This is a genomic window from Gordonia malaquae NBRC 108250, assembly GCF_000344135.1.
GTDB classification, from domain to species: domain Bacteria; phylum Actinomycetota; class Actinomycetes; order Mycobacteriales; family Mycobacteriaceae; genus Gordonia; species Gordonia malaquae.
This window is the reverse complement of record NZ_BAOP01000031.1, coordinates 23,757-39,196: the sequence shown is the minus strand read 5'-3', so window position 1 is coordinate 39,196 and position 15,440 is coordinate 23,757. Positions and strand designations below refer to the sequence as shown.

Annotated in this window: 14 protein-coding genes; 11 read left to right on the top strand and 3 right to left on the bottom strand. The window is 66.9% G+C overall.

All coding sequences use genetic code 11. From position 1 onward, the window contains the following. Nucleotides 1-25 precede the first annotated feature (25 nt). Nucleotides 26-940, top strand: coding sequence for a radical SAM family protein (locus tag GM1_RS17145; protein ID WP_008380930.1), 915 nt, complete (start codon nt 26-28; stop codon nt 938-940). A gap of 109 nt (nt 941-1,049) precedes the next feature. After that, the gene (locus GM1_RS17140; RefSeq protein ID WP_008380928.1) at nt 1,050-1,850 is read left to right on the top strand and encodes an ABC transporter permease; all 801 of its coding nucleotides are present in this window, start codon (nt 1,050-1,052) and stop codon (nt 1,848-1,850) included. On the opposite strand, the gene GM1_RS17135 is transcribed toward GM1_RS17140, so the two are convergent. Beyond that, nucleotides 1,797-2,309 (bottom strand): hypothetical protein, encoded by a 513-nt coding sequence (locus tag GM1_RS17135; RefSeq protein ID WP_008380927.1) that lies wholly within the window; start codon nt 2,307-2,309, stop codon nt 1,797-1,799. The two genes, GM1_RS17140 and GM1_RS17135, sit on opposite strands and share 54 nt — an antisense overlap. Before the next feature lie 117 nt (nt 2,310-2,426). Between GM1_RS17135 and imuA' the strand changes: the two genes are divergently transcribed. The 4 genes from imuA' to GM1_RS22690 are packed head-to-tail and all read left to right on the top strand — an operon-like array spanning nt 2,427 to nt 5,715. Continuing rightward, the gene (gene imuA', locus GM1_RS17130) at nt 2,427-3,167 is read left to right on the top strand and encodes a DnaE2-dependent mutagenesis accessory factor ImuA' (RefSeq protein WP_040520535.1); all 741 of its coding nucleotides are present in this window, start codon (nt 2,427-2,429) and stop codon (nt 3,165-3,167) included. After that, nucleotides 3,167-4,756, top strand: coding sequence for a DNA polymerase Y family protein (locus GM1_RS17125; protein WP_008380923.1), 1,590 nt, complete (start codon nt 3,167-3,169; stop codon nt 4,754-4,756). Before imuA' ends, GM1_RS17125 begins: the two co-directional genes overlap by 1 nt. 48 nt (nt 4,757-4,804) lie before the next feature. Then, nucleotides 4,805-5,467 (top strand): hypothetical protein, encoded by a 663-nt coding sequence (locus tag GM1_RS17120; RefSeq protein ID WP_008380921.1) that lies wholly within the window; start codon nt 4,805-4,807, stop codon nt 5,465-5,467. Continuing rightward, entirely contained in the window at nt 5,467-5,715 is a 249-nt protein-coding gene (locus GM1_RS22690; RefSeq protein ID WP_008380919.1) for a hypothetical protein, read from the top strand. The genes GM1_RS17120 and GM1_RS22690 overlap by 1 nt, the downstream gene beginning before the upstream one ends. A 3-nt stretch (nt 5,716-5,718) precedes the next feature. On the opposite strand, the gene GM1_RS17110 is transcribed toward GM1_RS22690, so the two are convergent. Next, a complete protein-coding gene (locus tag GM1_RS17110; protein ID WP_040520549.1) occupies nt 5,719-7,638 on the bottom strand; it encodes an SDR family oxidoreductase in 1,920 nt (639 codons plus the stop codon). Between the two features lie 156 nt (nt 7,639-7,794). Between GM1_RS17110 and GM1_RS17105 the strand changes: the two genes are divergently transcribed. From GM1_RS17105 to nagB, 3 genes are all read left to right on the top strand, one after another. Continuing rightward, a complete protein-coding gene (locus GM1_RS17105) occupies nt 7,795-11,067 on the top strand; it encodes an error-prone DNA polymerase (RefSeq protein WP_008380915.1) in 3,273 nt (1,090 codons plus the stop codon). Nucleotides 11,068-11,147: 80 nt separating this feature from the next. Then, nucleotides 11,148-11,744: an SHOCT domain-containing protein gene (locus GM1_RS17100; RefSeq protein ID WP_040520533.1), complete on the top strand. Its 597-nt coding sequence runs from the start codon at nt 11,148-11,150 to the stop codon at nt 11,742-11,744. Between the two features lie 145 nt (nt 11,745-11,889). After that, complete coding sequence (gene nagB, locus GM1_RS17095) at nt 11,890-12,639, top strand: glucosamine-6-phosphate deaminase (protein WP_008380911.1); 750 nt, start codon at nt 11,890-11,892, stop codon at nt 12,637-12,639. A 260-nt stretch (nt 12,640-12,899) separates the two neighbouring features. On the opposite strand, the gene GM1_RS17090 is transcribed toward nagB, so the two are convergent. After that, entirely contained in the window at nt 12,900-14,018 is a 1,119-nt protein-coding gene (locus GM1_RS17090; RefSeq protein ID WP_008380909.1) for a citrate/2-methylcitrate synthase, read from the bottom strand. 53 nt (nt 14,019-14,071) lie between these two features. Between GM1_RS17090 and GM1_RS17085 the strand changes: the two genes are divergently transcribed. After that, entirely contained in the window at nt 14,072-15,151 is a 1,080-nt protein-coding gene (locus GM1_RS17085; RefSeq protein WP_008380907.1) for a citrate synthase, read from the top strand. Beyond that, nucleotides 15,148-15,381 (top strand): DUF167 domain-containing protein, encoded by a 234-nt coding sequence (locus GM1_RS17080; RefSeq protein ID WP_008380905.1) that lies wholly within the window; start codon nt 15,148-15,150, stop codon nt 15,379-15,381. Before GM1_RS17085 ends, GM1_RS17080 begins: the two co-directional genes overlap by 4 nt. Nucleotides 15,382-15,440: the final 59 nt, after the last annotated feature.

Below are 15,440 nucleotides of genomic sequence, written 5' to 3'. Positions count from 1 at the left end.
TCGCACATGTGTTCGGATAGATGGCATGAGTGGAGTGCTCGGGTTGGTCGACACCGACCTGGTGCGGACGCTCCGGCTGCCGGAGTTTCCGCGCCTGGCGGTGCATGAGGTGCTGGCGCCGGCGATGCTGCGGTCGGTGACGGTGGAGCGTGCCCATCCCTACGACTACGCGCTCGAGACGATGGTCGGTGACGACTGCGAGATGCGGGTGCGGATGAACGCCGCCGCGGTTCTGAGACGTGAACTCCGACGGCGGTCGTGGCGACGATCGACGGTGGCCGTCGGCGTGACCGGCGCGGATCCCTACGGCGTGCTCGAAGAGCGCTATCGGCTTATGCCCGGGGTCATCTCGGCGCTCGCCGAATCGAACACGCCGTTTGCGCTGTACACGGGTTCGGACCTGATCGTGCGCGACCTCTCGCTGCTGCGGGTGGTGCGGCACGCGGTGCCGACGACGATCGTGATGACCGTGCCCTGCCTCGACGACGACCTGTGTCGTCGGGCCGACCCGGACGGTTCGCTCCCCGCCGCGCGGATCGAGGCCGTTCGACGTCTCGCCGACGCGGGGCTCGAACCGCACGTGCGCATCGCACCGTTGCTGCCGTGCCTGACCGATTCGTCGTCGCAGTTGGATGCGCTGCTGTCCGAACTGTCGGACGCCGGCGCGGTCCGCGTGTCCGTGTCGGTGCTGCAGCTCGACTCCGACGACGGCTATCTCGATTGGCTGGCCCAGGAACATCCCGCGCTGCTGCGTCGATACCGATCGCTGTACGGGCGCGGTTCGTTCGTTCCCGCGGATTACGCAGTCCGACTCCGTGAACGCATGACACCCCTTGTCCGCGAGCACGGGCTCGCCAAACCCGACGGGGTCGCGGCCGAAGAGAGTTCGGCACCGCAGACGGTCGGTGTTGTTGAGCCCGAGAGTTTGACGTTGTTCTGACCTTTCGACGCGCTCCGCTTGCTCAAGGAGCAGTAGGGCTCCTGCTTGTGCCCTGCTCCTTGAGCAAGCGAAGCGCGTCGAAAGGCCGCGGAGGTGATTGGATTAGCGGGTGTCCGCACATGACGTGATCGCGACGGCTGTGGCCGTGATCGTGCTGGCGGGAGTGTCGGTCGGCGTTCTGCGTTGGTACGGCGTCCGCGAGCGGTGGGCGACGGCGTCGGCGATTCTGCGCGGAATGGTCCAGCTCGCGGTGGTCAGTGTCGCGCTGACAGGCTTGATCACGCATCCCGGACTGGTGCTGCTCGCAGTGTCGGTCATGTTTACGGTGGCGGTCGGGACCGCGGCGCGACGCCTGGCCGCCCCGGGGGCCTTTTGGCGGACAGCCGGATTTGTTGCGCTGGCGGTGGCTTCGGGTGTGGTAGTCGCGCTCGGAGTGGTGTTCGCGACCGGGGCGCTGGAGCCGACTTCGCGATACCTGTTGGCGTTGTCGGCGATCGTCATCGGCAACACCATGAACATCACGACGCTCACCGGGCGGCGTCTGACTGAGACGCTCATCGAGCGGTGGGACGAGGTCGAGGCCTGGCTGGCGCTCGGTGCGACACCGCGTCAGGCGGCGTCGTCGATGGCACGACATGCGGTGCACAGTGCGTTGGTGCCGTCGATCGATCAGACTAAGACCACCGGGCTGGTCACCTTGCCCGGCGCCTTTGTGGGTGCGATCTTCGGTGGGCTCTCGCCGGTGGAGGCGGGCCGTTTCCAAGTGCTTGTTCTAGCCGCGCTACTGGCGTCCGGATCGATCGCGGCGGTCGTGACCGCTCAGGTCAGGGCTTCGTCGCCGACGCGGCCCGAATCGTTAGTGTCGCGTGTCAGCACGCGACCCTGGACCAGGGCGGGCGGCCACCGCTGAGGCTGCACAGACGACGGCTGTGAGCAGGATCGTGCCGGTGGTCGCGACGATGACGGGTGTCTTCAGTGGAACCTGAGATACGAGGCCTGTCGCTCCGATGCTGACGAACAGGTCGCCGTAGAACACTGCGGGCCAGATGAGCGTGATGAGCGGTGCGAGTGCTGCGAGTGCACATGCGGCGGCTGCGACCGCGTTCGCCAGGGGGAGGAGCGGTCGGACTTTGGGAGACGGCATCAGGCCGATCAGCGCGGCCAGAATAGCCACGACTGCTGCTGCGACCACCGCCCATCCGACGCCGACCACGCCGAGATCATCGCCGAGGTCGACGCTGGCCATGGCGAGCCCGTTCCACGACCAGTCGAGGCCGAGCGGGGCCAACGAGATCCACGGCAGGGCGGTGAGCGCGATCGACGTCACCGCGGCGATGATCGCGGCGAACGGATAGAGGCGTGACTGCATGCGTCCGAATCTACGTGGCGTACGGAGTGGTCGGGGCCGCGACCAGGAGCGTTGACGGTTGTCGGAGGTCGGTCGTACAGTATCGAACAAGAGTTCGAACAGCGGGAAGGGGAAGTGATGGCACGATCAGAGGAGGTAGAAGCCCTGCGGAGGCGTCTGGCGGGCATGTCGGGCGACGCCGTTGCAGAGACCTCGGTGCTCCCCGTTCCCGAGGCCATGGCGCCGCTGTTCCCTCGCCGTGGCCTGTCTCGCGGAACGGTGGTCACGTCCACCGGGGCGATCACCGTTCCGATGGCCGTCATCGCCGAGGTGACTCGGGCGGGTGCCACGGTGGCGCTTGTGGGACTCCCTCGACTCAACCTTGCTGCCGCTATGGACATGGGGGCGGATCTGAGTCGCGTCGCGGTCGTCACCGAGCCCGGTGTGGACCCTCTGGAGGTCGCGGGGGTGCTGCTCGACGGCATCGATCTCGTGGTGCTCGGGCCCGACCTCGGCCCTGGCCGCAAACGCGGGCCGGTTCCGCAGTCGCGAGCTCGGGTCCTGGCGGGCCGGGCACGCAAGCAGTCGTCGACGCTGCTCGTCCTCGGCGACTGGCCCGGAGCATCGGTCCGCATCGAGAGCGAGGTGACCGAATACCGGCACGTGCCCGCGCGGCGGAGCGGTTTCGGGCGCATCGGCGGGTTCGGCGTGGACGTGCGGGTGACGGCTTCGGGTGCTCGCCCGTCGTCGGGTGGTTTCGACCTCGTCGCCCCGGGTATGGGCGAGACGACACCGGGGGAGAATCCGGTGCTGCAGTTGGTCGCAGCGCACGGTTCGGTGCAGCGCCCGTCGCGTCCGGCACTCGCCGTGGCGAACTGATGGACCCTCAGAGCGGCCGTCGGGTGATGGCCGTGTGGTGCCCGGACTGGCCTGCGGTTGCGGCCGCGTCGACGGCGGGCATCACGGTGGCCGAGCCGATCGCCGTCCTGCATGCGGGAAAGGTGGAGGCGTGTTCTCGGGCGGCGCGCACCGTTGGCGTCCGACGCGGCATGCGGAAACGTCAGGCGCAGTCGTTGTGCCCGGACCTGGTGGTGTTCGACGCTGATCCGACTCGTGACGGCCGACTGTTCGAGCCGGTCGTCACGGCGGTGACCGAGGTGGTCCCACTCACGGAAGTGTTGCGTCCCGGGCTGCTGGTGGTGACGGCCGATCGGGCTGCGCGCTACTTCGGCGGGGAGGCGGTGCTCGCCGAGCGGATCGTCGACGCCGTCGCCGCGACGGGTGTCGCAGCGCGAGTGGGAGTGGCAGACGAACTGTTCACCGCGGTCCTGTCCGCACGGTCCGGGCAGTCGGTGCCGCCGGGTACCGACGCCGCGTACCTGGCGACCCGGCCGATCTCGGACCTGACCGTGGAGATCGCGCTGTCCGATCCGACACGTCCCGATCTCGTCGACCTGTTGTGGCGACTCGGCATCCGAACTCTCGGTGCATTCGCCGAACTGCCTGCCGCCGACGTCGCGTCGAGGTTCTCGGCGGACGCCGTTGTCGCGCACCGGTTGGCGAGCGCAACGCCCGGCAGGCGGCCGAGTCGTGCGCCGATCCCGGCCGTGCTGGACGTCGAGTACACGTGTGATCCCCCCGTCGACCGCATCGACTCGGCCGCCTTCCTCGGCCGTCGGCTCGCCGAGGAGCTGCACCGGCGTCTGTCGGCGGCGTCGCTGGCGTGCACTCGGCTCACTGTTCACGCGATAACCGAACGTGGACAACGACATTCGCGCACCTGGTGGTGCGCGCAGCCGCTCACACCGGATGCCACGGCCGACCGCATCCGTTGGCAGCTCGAAGGGTGGCTGGCCGGTACAGCGGGACGTGATGCGGGTGGGGCCGGTGCACCGGACTCGCCGATCGCGCGGTTGCATCTGGAACCGGTGGAAGTCGTCGATCCCGGATCTCTGCAGCACGCATTCGTCGGGGCCGGACTGCCCGCCGCGGTCGGCGACGGGCTCACCGATCGAGCTCGACGTGCGCTCGTCCGTGTGCAAGGTCTGCTCGGCGGGGAGTCGGTGCGGGTGCCGATCCGCAGCGGTGGACGCGGGCCGGCCGAGCAGGTCGCGCTCGTGACGCTCGGGGACGAGCAGGTGCCGCCGCGTGATCCGAACGCCGCCTGGCCCGATCGGCTGGCCCGGCCGTCGCCTGCATTGCTGTCGCACACCGACGCCGAACTGCTCGACGCCGAAGGCGATCAGGTCGAGGTGACGCCACGCGGCGGCTTCACCACGGAGCCCGCCGAGGTCCGGGTGGGGCGTCGGCCGTACACGGTCTGCTGGTGGGCCGGGCCGTGGCCGTTCGGCACCGACGTCGAGCCGACGGGCGTGTCGGCGAGAGCCCAAGTGCTGCTGGAGGATTCGCGAGCACTTCTGCTCTGCTACCGAGAACGCGCCTGGACGGTGGAAGGAGTGTACGAGTGAGGAGCTCAGTCCGCGGATCGAAGCGAGAATCCACAGTACTGTTGGATTATGGAGGTGACCCTGCTTGACGTCTTGCGATCGGCTGCGCGACTGCAACAGCTCGTGCCCGACGCGATACTCGTCGGCGGAAGCGCTGCGGCATGGCACGCCGGGCACCGATTGTCGACCGACCACGATCATGTTCTCGCCGACCTGCGTTCGAGGTTCGACTTGGTCCTTGACGCGCTTGAAACGGACCCCGACTGGGTTCTGAATCGCGCGGTTCCCGGGAAGATCATTCTTGGACGACTCGGCGACATCGAAGCGGGCGTCCGCCAACTGATTCGACAGCGACCACTCGAAACAGAGCGCATCGACATCGGGGATGAGAAGGTCATTGTTCCGACGCCGGAAGAGACTCTGCGAATCAAGGCGTATCTGGTGGTGAAAAGGAATCAAACGCGGGACTATCTCGATGTCGCCGCGTTGTCTGACAGATTCGGGCGAGCCTGGGCTGCCGATACGCTCGCCCAGATCGACGACTACTACGCGGCGAAGGAGGGCGACGACTCGGTTGCTACGCAGGTGGCACGTCAACTCGGTCGTCCTTCGCCCGCCGATGAGACGACCACTCTCAGGCTCTCCGGCTACAAGGGTCTGGCAGCGAAATGGCACGATTGGAACGCTGTCGTTGACGTGTGTGTCGACGTCGCTGATCGAATGGTGGAGTGATGCTGCAATTCCGAAATCTCGTCGTCACCCCGGACGATCCGGTTGATCAGTGGGGTGTCGAGGGCGTGCTTGCGGCGTTGGATCGAGGGACGCTCAAGAACTGGCGGAAGATTGCCGCCGCGGTCCGCTCGGATCCTCATGGGCGTACCGCAGAGGATCTTGATGTCGCATTGCGGCTCGCGGAGGATCGCGGCGCCGTGGCGATCATGACACGCGTCCTCGCTCGTGCACGACGTGAGGAAGGCTGACCCTCAGCCCTTGCCGAGCGCCGCGTCCGACTCGCCGACCAGCAGGTACTCCTGGTGCATGAGCCGGTTGGTGAGCCGAGGGACGGTGTGGTGCCCGAGGTCGACGATGTCGCCGATCAGCGTGTTCACGCGTTTGGGCTTGTCGATGATCGCGCGGAGTACCCGGCTCGCGGCCTTGTCGACACCCCAGATGCCGTGCTGAGCCTGGTAGGCGTCGGTGGGAGCGATCATCTTGGTCCGGGTCAGCGGCAGTCGGACGGTGCTGAACGTGACGTGGTCGGACAGAGTCTCGGCGGCCGTCGCGTCGCTGAACGCCTCGAGCGCCGCTTTCGACGCACCGTACGCGCCGAACCGGGGACCGTGGCTCTGCACCGCGACCGACGACACGTTCACGATGTGCCCGGCCTGGCGTGCCACCATGTGCGGCAGCAACGCCAATGTCAGGTAGACGGCGCCGAAGTAGTTGACGGCCATCGTCCGCTGGTAGTCGTGCGAACGGTCGACCGAGTTCAGCGTCGACCGGCGGATCGATCGTCCGGCGTTGTTGACGAGGACATCCACGTGGTCGTGCTCGGCGAGGATCGACTTGATGAGCGTCTGAACGGCCGACTCGTCGGTGATGTCGGCGGGATACGCGTAGGCGTGTCCGGCGGGAAGGCCGTCCTTGGGGGTCTCGGCGTTCAGCTCGTCGGCGACGTCGGTCAGACCGTCGACGCTGCGCGCCACCAGGAACACGTTGGCGCCGCGCGTCACGCACATGCGGGCCGTCGCCTTGCCGATGCCCGACGACGCGCCCGTGATCAGCACGTTCTTGCCGACCATCGAACCACGCGGGTCGGTGCGGCGATGTCTCGCCGGGTCGAGATTCTCGTACCAGTATCGCCAGAGGCCGGGCCCATAGTCGGCGAGATCCGGCAGCTCGACGCCGAGCGAGCGAAGCACGGCGAGCGTCGTGTCACTGCGGAATCGGACGGGGAGAGAGACGAGGTCGAACAGGACGGGAGGCACGTCGAGCTGGGCGGCGACGGCGTCGCGCGCGGCACGCAGCGGACCTCGCGAACCGGCGGCGAGCACCGGGCGGACCACCGCGCCGGGCAGCGCGTTGAAACCGCGAGGCGCGTCGAAGGCGGGCGCGAGCGCATTGAACATCTCGGTGACGGTCCGCCGCTGCGGGTCGGACAGGTGGAACACCAGCGAGTCGTCGTCCGGCCGGTGATGCAGCAGCGCGACGATCGAGTCGGCGACGAAATCGACCGGCACCAGATTCACCCACCCGAGGTTCGGCAGGGGCATCTTGAGGAACGACGGCAACTGCCCGAGCAGCGACATCTGACCGAAGAAGTAGTACGGCCCGTCGACCTTGTCCATCGTGCCGGTGACTGAGTCGCCGACCACCGCGGACGGCCGATATACGCGCCACCGCAGGTCGGGCGTCTCACGGACTGCCTTCTCCGCCTCGAACTTGGTGCGGTGGTAGGCGGTGGGGAAGCCCTGGCCCAGGTCGAAGTCGTCCTCGGTGTACTCGCCGTCCCAGTCTCCGGAGACGGCGATGGACGACACGTGGTGCATCGTCGCGCCGAGGTCGGCCGCGAGTGCGGCGACACGCGCGGTGCCGTCGCGGTTGGCGGCGTCCTGAGATGCGTCGTCGGCGGTCACGTCGTAGATCGCGGCCAGATGGATCACGTGATCGGTGCCGGTGAGCACCGTCGCGTCGTGGATGTCCAGACCGTCGACAGTGAGATCGCCGGGCACGGTGATCACTCGTTTGCCGCCGTCGATGCCTTCGAGGATCTGTGCGAAACGTGGAAGCGAACCGGGACGCACCAGCGCGGTGACACGGGCGTCGGCGTCGCGCGCCAGGAGTCGTTGCAGCACTCGACTGCCGATGAATCCGCTTGCACCCGTCACGAAGTAGCTGGTCACTGACACAGGTTCTCATATGTGGCATGCGTTTGGTGCGCTGGCACGATTATGTGCCTGTCGGGTGTCGGATCTGTGTAGTTCGATTGATCAAGTCGGTTCGAGCAATCCTGCGGCTATCTATTCCGTGTATCGAACATGTGTTCTATAATCGGATGAATGGGGTGGAGCAACGGTCCGCCGACCTGGTCGGAGATGGAGAGGGTGCTGTCGGGCCGAGGCCCGGGGGCGGGGGACCGACGCGGCGAGACGTTTCCGCCCAATGTCGGTGACGGCGGCGACTCGCCCGCATGGTCGCGCAAACGCGGCGAGTACGTGCCTGCCGACATCGCGTTCGGGCGGTCGACGATCGGATACGCAGAGTTGCACGCTCACAGCGCGTACAGCTTCCTCGACGGCGCATCGATGCCGGAGGCGATGGTCGAGGAGGCCTGGCGGCTCGGTCTGACAGGGTTGGCGCTGACCGACCACGATGGCTTCTACGGAGTGGTTCGCTTCGCCGAGGCCGCGCGAGAGTTCGGCATGCCGACAGTGTTCGGCGCCGAACTGTCACTGCAGCACGACGCGCCGCGCGCAGGCGCCGTCGACCCGGAAGGCGATCACCTGCTGGTGCTCGCCCGCGGGGACGAGGGCTATCGCAGGCTGTCGAGAGTGATCGCCGACGCGCACATGACGGGAGGGGAGAAGGGGCGGCTCCGGTACGACGCCGACGCGGTCACCGCGGCCGCCGGTGACGGTCACTGGCAGATACTGACCGGCTGTCGAAAAGGCGCGGTGCGTCGAGGACTGGCGCGGGCCGGGCGGATCGGCGCCCGCGATGCGCTCGGCGACCTCGTCGATCGGTTCGGTCGTGACTACGTGACGGTGGAACTGACGGCGTCCGGCTGCTCGGACGACGACGAGCGCAATGCGATCCTCGTCGACATCGCCGGCGAACTACGTCTGTCGACGGTGGCGACGACGGGCGCACATTTCGCCGGACCGGCCAACCGCCGACTCGCGACAGCCGTGGCCGCGGTGCGTGCGCGCACCGACATGACGACGATCGACGGCTGGCTGCCCGGCGTCGGAGGGGCGCACCTGCGCAGCGGCGACGAGATGGCTCGCCTGATGCCTGCGCACCTCGACGCCATCGACAACGCCGTCCAGCTGGCGTCCGACTGTGCGTTCTCCCTCGGTCTGATCGCCCCGAATCTCCCGCCGTTCGACGTCCCGAAGGGCTACACCGAGGCGACGTGGCTGCGGCATCTCACCGAGGAGGGGGCGCTGCGCAGGTACGGGACGCGCGCCGCCCGCCCGGACGCGTACCGACAGATCGAGCACGAGCTGGCGATCATCGAGACGCTGACCTTCCCCGGGTACTTCCTGGTGGTCCACGACATCGTCTCGTTCTGCAAAACCCACGACATCCTCTGCCAGGGGCGGGGGAGTTCGGCGAACTCCGCGGTCTGTTACGCACTCGGCATCACCAACGTCGACCCCGTTGGCAATCATCTGCTGTTCGAACGCTTCCTGTCGCCCGAGCGTGACGGTCCGCCCGACATCGACGTCGACATCGAATCGGATCGGCGCGAAGAGGTGATCCAGTATGTGTACTCGCGGCACGGTCGGGCCAACAGTGCGCAGGTGGCCAACGTCATCACGTATCGGGGGCGGTCGGCCGTCCGCGACATGGCACGTGCGCTCGGATACGCGCCAGGGCAGCAGGATGCGTGGGCCAAGGTTCCAGACTCCGCACCGGACGATGTTCGCGACCTGGCGTCACAGATCTCGTCGATGCCCCGCCACCTGGGCATCCACTCCGGTGGAATGGTGATCTGCGACCGACCGATCGCCGACGTCGTCCCCACCGAGTGGGCGCGGATGCCCGGCCGCAGTGTGCTGCAGTGGGACAAGGACGACTGCGCCGCCGTGGGGCTGGTGAAGTTCGATCTCCTCGGTCTCGGCATGCTGTCGGCGCTGCACTACGCGATCGACCTGGTCCGCGATCACAAGGGGATCGACGTCGACCTCGCGAAGCTCGATCTCGGCGAGGAGGCGGTGTACGACATGCTGTGTCGCGCGGACTCGATCGGCGTGTTCCAGGTGGAGTCGCGAGCCCAGATGGCGACACTCCCGCGGTTGAAGCCGCGGAACTTCTACGACCTCGTCGTCGAGGTGGCGTTGATCCGACCGGGGCCGATCCAGGGCGGGTCGGTGCACCCGTACATCCGACGTCGCGACGGCAAGGAGAAGGTCACCTTCGACCACGACTCGATGCGCGAGTCGCTCGGCCGCACCCTCGGAATCCCGCTGTTTCAGGAGCAGATGATGCAGGTGGCGGTCGACGTCGCAGGCTTCGACGCCGGTGAAGCCGACCAACTGCGACGGGCGATGGGATCAAAGCGGTCGCCGGAACGGATGAAACGCCTCAAGGCGCGTTTCTACGAGGGGATGCGCGAGACGCACGGCATCGTCGGCGACACGGCCGACCGCATCTACGAGAAGATGGCGGCGTTCGCCAACTTCGGGTTCCCGGAGAGTCATTCGCAGAGCTTCGCGTCGATCGTCTTCTACTCGTCGTGGTTCAAACTGCATCACCCCGCGGCGTTCTGCGCTGCTCTGCTGCGGGCGCAGCCGATGGGCTTCTATTCGCCGCAGAGTCTGGTGGCCGACGCCAGACGGCACGGCGTCGAGGTGCACCGACCCGACGTGAATCGGTCGTTGTCGTACGCGACCCTCGAGAACGACGGACTCGACGTGCGCATCGGGCTCGCCGCGGTGAAGGGGCTGTCGGACGACGTGGCTCAGCGGATCGTCGACGATCGCAGCACTGGCGGCCCGTTCACCTCGGTGGCCGACCTGTCGAGGCGCACCGAGCCCACGCTTGCGCACCTGGAGGCGCTGGCGACGGCGGGTGCGTTCGAGTGCTTCGGTCTGGATCGGCGGGCCGCACTGTGGGAGGCCGGAGCCGCGGCCGGAATGCGCGACGACCAACTCCCCGTCGTCTCGCCGCGGTCGGCGCCGACACTTCCCGGTATGAGCGAGGTGGAGCTGACTGCCGTCGACGCGATCTCCACCGGCATCTCACCCCGCTCGTACCCGACGCAGTACCTGCGCCCGCGACTGAACGCGATGGGAGTGATCCCTGCCGACGGCCTGCTCGCCGTGCCGGACGGGTCGCGTGTGCTCGTCGGGGGAGCGGTGACGCACCGCCAACGGCCCGCGACCGCGTCGGGTGTCACGTTCGTGAACCTCGAAGACGAGACCGGCATGGTGAACGTCGTCTGCTCCGTCGGCCTGTGGGCGCGCTACCGGACCCTCGCGCAGACCGCGTCAGCTCTGCTCATCCGCGGAAAGGTGCAGAACGCGGAAGGCGCGGTGACCGTCGTCGCCGACCGCCTCCAGAAACTCGACCTCAAAGTCGGAACCCGCTCCCGCGACTGGTGCTGACGGGTGTCGATCGATCGGTTGAGCGGGACCCTGCCGTGTCACGATTGGGTCGACGAACAAGCGGACGTGTGAGGTGGCAGATGGTGGAGAGCGGTGCATGGATCATCGCGTCACGAGCGGACACTGCGATGTGGCAGGCCGGCATCGCGTCAGATCTACTGCCCGGCGAGTCGATAACCGCATTCGCCCACATCTTCCGTTTCAAACCTGTGATGGAGGCGCTGGCGATCACCAATTGTCGCGTCATCGGATTCACGACAGTCCTAGAGCCGGGCAAGAAGGTCAGAATCGAAGTGCGCGGCGAAGATATTCGCAGTGTGGAGTTTGTCCGGAAGCGCGTGACGACGAAACTGCACATCCACACCGATCGCGGGCCCATACTGTTCGGCGACGTCATGGACCAGGAACAGGACTTCATTCGCGAGCACATAGAGCGGCTTCGCCGCGATACTGCTCAGCCGCAGAACCGGACAGCAGAACCGTTGCGGGTGTCTCTCGAGAAACAACCTTCGGAGGTCGTGTTGCCTTCGTCTTCGATTCCTCAAGTCAAGACCCCTCGCACGACCACTCTGCTCAGCGACGAGATCGCGCGTCTCGCGGACATGCACCAGAAGGGTTGGCTCGACGACGAGGAGTTCCGGGCGGCGAAGAGAGCCGTCATCTCCCGCATGTCTTGAACCAACTGTCCTCGGATTCGGCTTCCCGTTCTCCGACCGGAGTCCTCTGTTCCCCGACCGAAGTCCGTTGTTCCCCGAGCGGAGTCGAGGGGGAGCAACGTACCCTCGAACCGAACCCACACACTATGGAAGGTGCAGGTGGCGCATGGAGGTCGTGATCGTCGATCACCCGGAACAGGTGATGGCAGACATCGTCGAGAACGCGGTCCGAGGCGGAGCGAAGACCATCGGTCTGGCCACCGGATCGTCGCCCCTCGCGACGTACGACGAGCTGATCCGTCGACACCGTGACGAGGGACTGTCGTTCGCCGGCGTCAACGCGGTCCTGCTCGACGAGTACGTCGGGCTCGTGCCGACGCACCCGGAGTCGTATGCGCGGTTCATCCGTGACAAGTTCACCGACCACATCGACATCGGCGACGTCCATTCCCCGGACGGCATGGCGCCTGACAGCCGGATCGCCGCCGACGCCTACGACGCACTCATCGCCGAAGTCGGCCCGGTGGACGTCCAGATCCTCGGCATCGGCAGCAACGGCCACATCGGCTTCAACGAGCCGTCGTCGTCGCTGACCTCGCGCACCCGCATCAAGACCCTGACCGAGAAGACCCGGCAGGACAACGCCCGCTTCTTCGACTCGTTCGACGAGGTCCCGATGCACGTCATCACCCAGGGACTCGGCACCATCTGCGACGCCAAGCACCTCATCCTCGTCGCAACCGGATCCGGGAAGGCAGCAGCTGTGGCAGCCGCTGTCGAAGGACCGCTGTCGGCATCGTGCCCGGCGTCGGTGCTGCAGCTCCACCGCCACGCGACGATGGTCGTCGATCCCGCTGCTGCCGCGGACCTCAAGGACGCCGACTACTACAAGTACGTCTGGGCCAACAAGCCCTGATCGGGCTAACACTGCAAAGATCGCTCGTCTCATCGGCTTACGAGGGCACATTGCCCTCGTAAGCCGATGAAAAGCGCGATCTCAGCAGTATGCGCGATGCCAAGCGCCTGATCGTGCGTCCTCGTTGCGCTGAACCGTGCGACGCTTCGACACGTCACCTCGGCTGGCGCCTCGGGGACGGCTCAACGAGCAGTGGGAGCGTTCGACCGCAACGACCAGTGGAACCGGAGACGGCTCAACGAGCAGTGGGAGCTTTCCGCTCAACGAGCAGGCAGGGGGCCGACGTAGCGGGCGACAGGGCGGATGATCTTGCCTTCGGCGGCTTGTTCGAGGATGTTCGCGGTCCAGCCGACGACTCGGGCGACGGCGAAGGTCGGCGTGAACATCTCGGGCGGCAGGCCCACCTCGCTCATCAGGACGCCAGCGTAGAACTCGACGTTCGCGTACAGGCGACGACCTGGCTTGAGTTCGTTGATCGCTGCCTCGATCTCGGCTTCGACGGCGGTGGCGTGGTGGACGAGAGGTGAGTTGAAGCGTTGCTGGACAACGCTTTTCAACAGTTCCGACCGCGGGTCATGGGTGCGGTAGACGGCGTGACCGAAGCCCATGATCTTCTCGCCCGACTCGATGCGGCCACGTACCCAGTCTCGAGTGTTCGACGGGTCGCCGATGTCGTCGAGCGCGGCGAGAGCTCGACTCGGAGCGCCACCGTGCAACGGTCCGAGGAACGCACCGAGAGCGCCGAGGACTGACGATGTCATATCCGAACCGGTGGAGGCGACCACCCGACCCGCGAACGTCGACGCGTTGAAACCGTGGTCGATGGTGGTGACCAGGTAAGTCCGGAGCGCATCGGCGGCCTCGGCGTCGGTCGACCCGGTCGCCATCCGCAGATAGTCGGACACGTGGTCCGCGTCGGGATCCGCATCGAGCACCTCCTGGCCCCGGGAGAGTCGGTGCGCTGCGGCGAGCACCGTCGGTACGACTGCGGCTGCACGCAGTGCGGAGTCGACGCGGTCGGCGGCCGGGACGTCGTACAGCGGGCGGTCGGCCAGGCCGAGCGCCGCAAGAGCCACCCGCAGGGCGGCGAGCGGATCCGTTTCCGGTGTGACGATCGAACGCAACAGATCGACGGTGGCGCCGTCGATCACTCGCAGAGCGGCGATGCGCCGCGCGAACGCCTCCGACTGTCCCGGATCGGGAAGCGACCCGAACACCATCAGATGCCAGACGTCCTCGAACGTGCAGGTGCGAGCGAGCTCCGTCGCGTCGAACTGTCGATAGTGGTAAAAACCCTCCTCACCTCGGACGTCGCCGATCTCGGTGTCGGTGACGATGACGTTCTTGAGTCCCCGCGGGACGGTGATCGGTGTGCTCATGACACGAGTGTGGCGCTGTTGATCAATGTCTGCAATGTTGATTGAATCAACGCGTGGACAGGTGGATCACAACGTCCGAGGCATCGGCGCGGCTTGGGGTGAAGCGCGGAACGCTGTACTCGTACGTGAGCAGGGGAGTGCTGACGTCGCGGCGGATGCCGGGGCAGGCGGAATCGCTGTTCGACCGTGCCGAGGTCGACTCGCTCGCGGCGGCCAAACACGACGGCCGCCGCGCCGGCGACCGCCTCTTGCGGTTCCGGGCCGTCGCGACCCGCGTGTCGACGATCAGCGACGACCGACTCCTGTTGCGCGGCACCGACATCACCGACATCTGCGCGACGATGGACTTCACTGCAGCTGCGCGCTTTGTGCTCGACGTCGACGCTCCTGTGCCGCCCCCTCCGGTGGACCTGAGCGCCGTCGAACAGGTCCCTGTGGAACGCCGCATCCCGTTGACCGTTGCACTGATCGCAGCCAACGACCCGCTGCGCGCTGACCGCACCGATGCCGCCGCTCGTGTGCTCGGGGTGCTTCCAGTCCTGGCGAACGTGGTCCCGGAGATCGATCTTGCACACCCCTGGGTGGACCTGCTCGTCACGATGCTCATCGACAACGGGCTCGCGGCGTCGACGACTGCTGCTCGGGTCGCGGCGTCGGCCAGAGCGGGCGTCTTCGATTCACTGCTCGCCGGGTATGCCGCACTCTCGGGGCCGCTGCACGGAGGTGCGCCTGCGTCCGCGTACTCCCTGGTAGAGGCCGTACGTGGCGGCGTCGATGTGGATCGTGCCCTTGCGGACGCCGTCGTCGACGGACGTCTGCCGGGATTCGGTCACGTGATCTACGGGGGTGATGATCCGCGCGCGACAATTGTTCTCGATCGCCTGCGCGCAGACCGGCCCGAGTCGACGGCGTTGGCCGCAGCGGAGGTGATCATCGCGCGTGCCGGCCGCCCGGTGAACGTCGACTTGGCGAGTGCCGTTGTCGCGCTCGAACTGGGCCTGGGGCCGCGAGCCGGGGAGGTCCTGTTCCAGTACGGGCGCACGGTCGGGATGGCGGCACACGTCGTCGAAGAGTACGGGGAGGCGCCGCTGCGGTGGCGCGGCAGCAACACTGGCCAGGGGAGACAGGCATGACCGACGTTCAAATGGTGGCCGTGACCGTGAAGCCGAACAGTCGGAAGGGTCCTCTCGTCGAGGTGACCGACGACGGTGCGATCACGGTCTATGTGCGTGAACCCGCCGTCGAGGGAAAGGCGACGAAGGCCGTCGGAGTGGCGCTCGCCAAGCATTTCGGGGTACCGAAGTCGAGGGTCGAGCTGGTGAGCGGCGCGACGTCGCGAATCAAGAGGTTCCGAATCGGTTGAACAGAAAATCGATGGACACGCGGAACTCCCGGTTGTTAGCGTCGTCGACGACCGTGCAA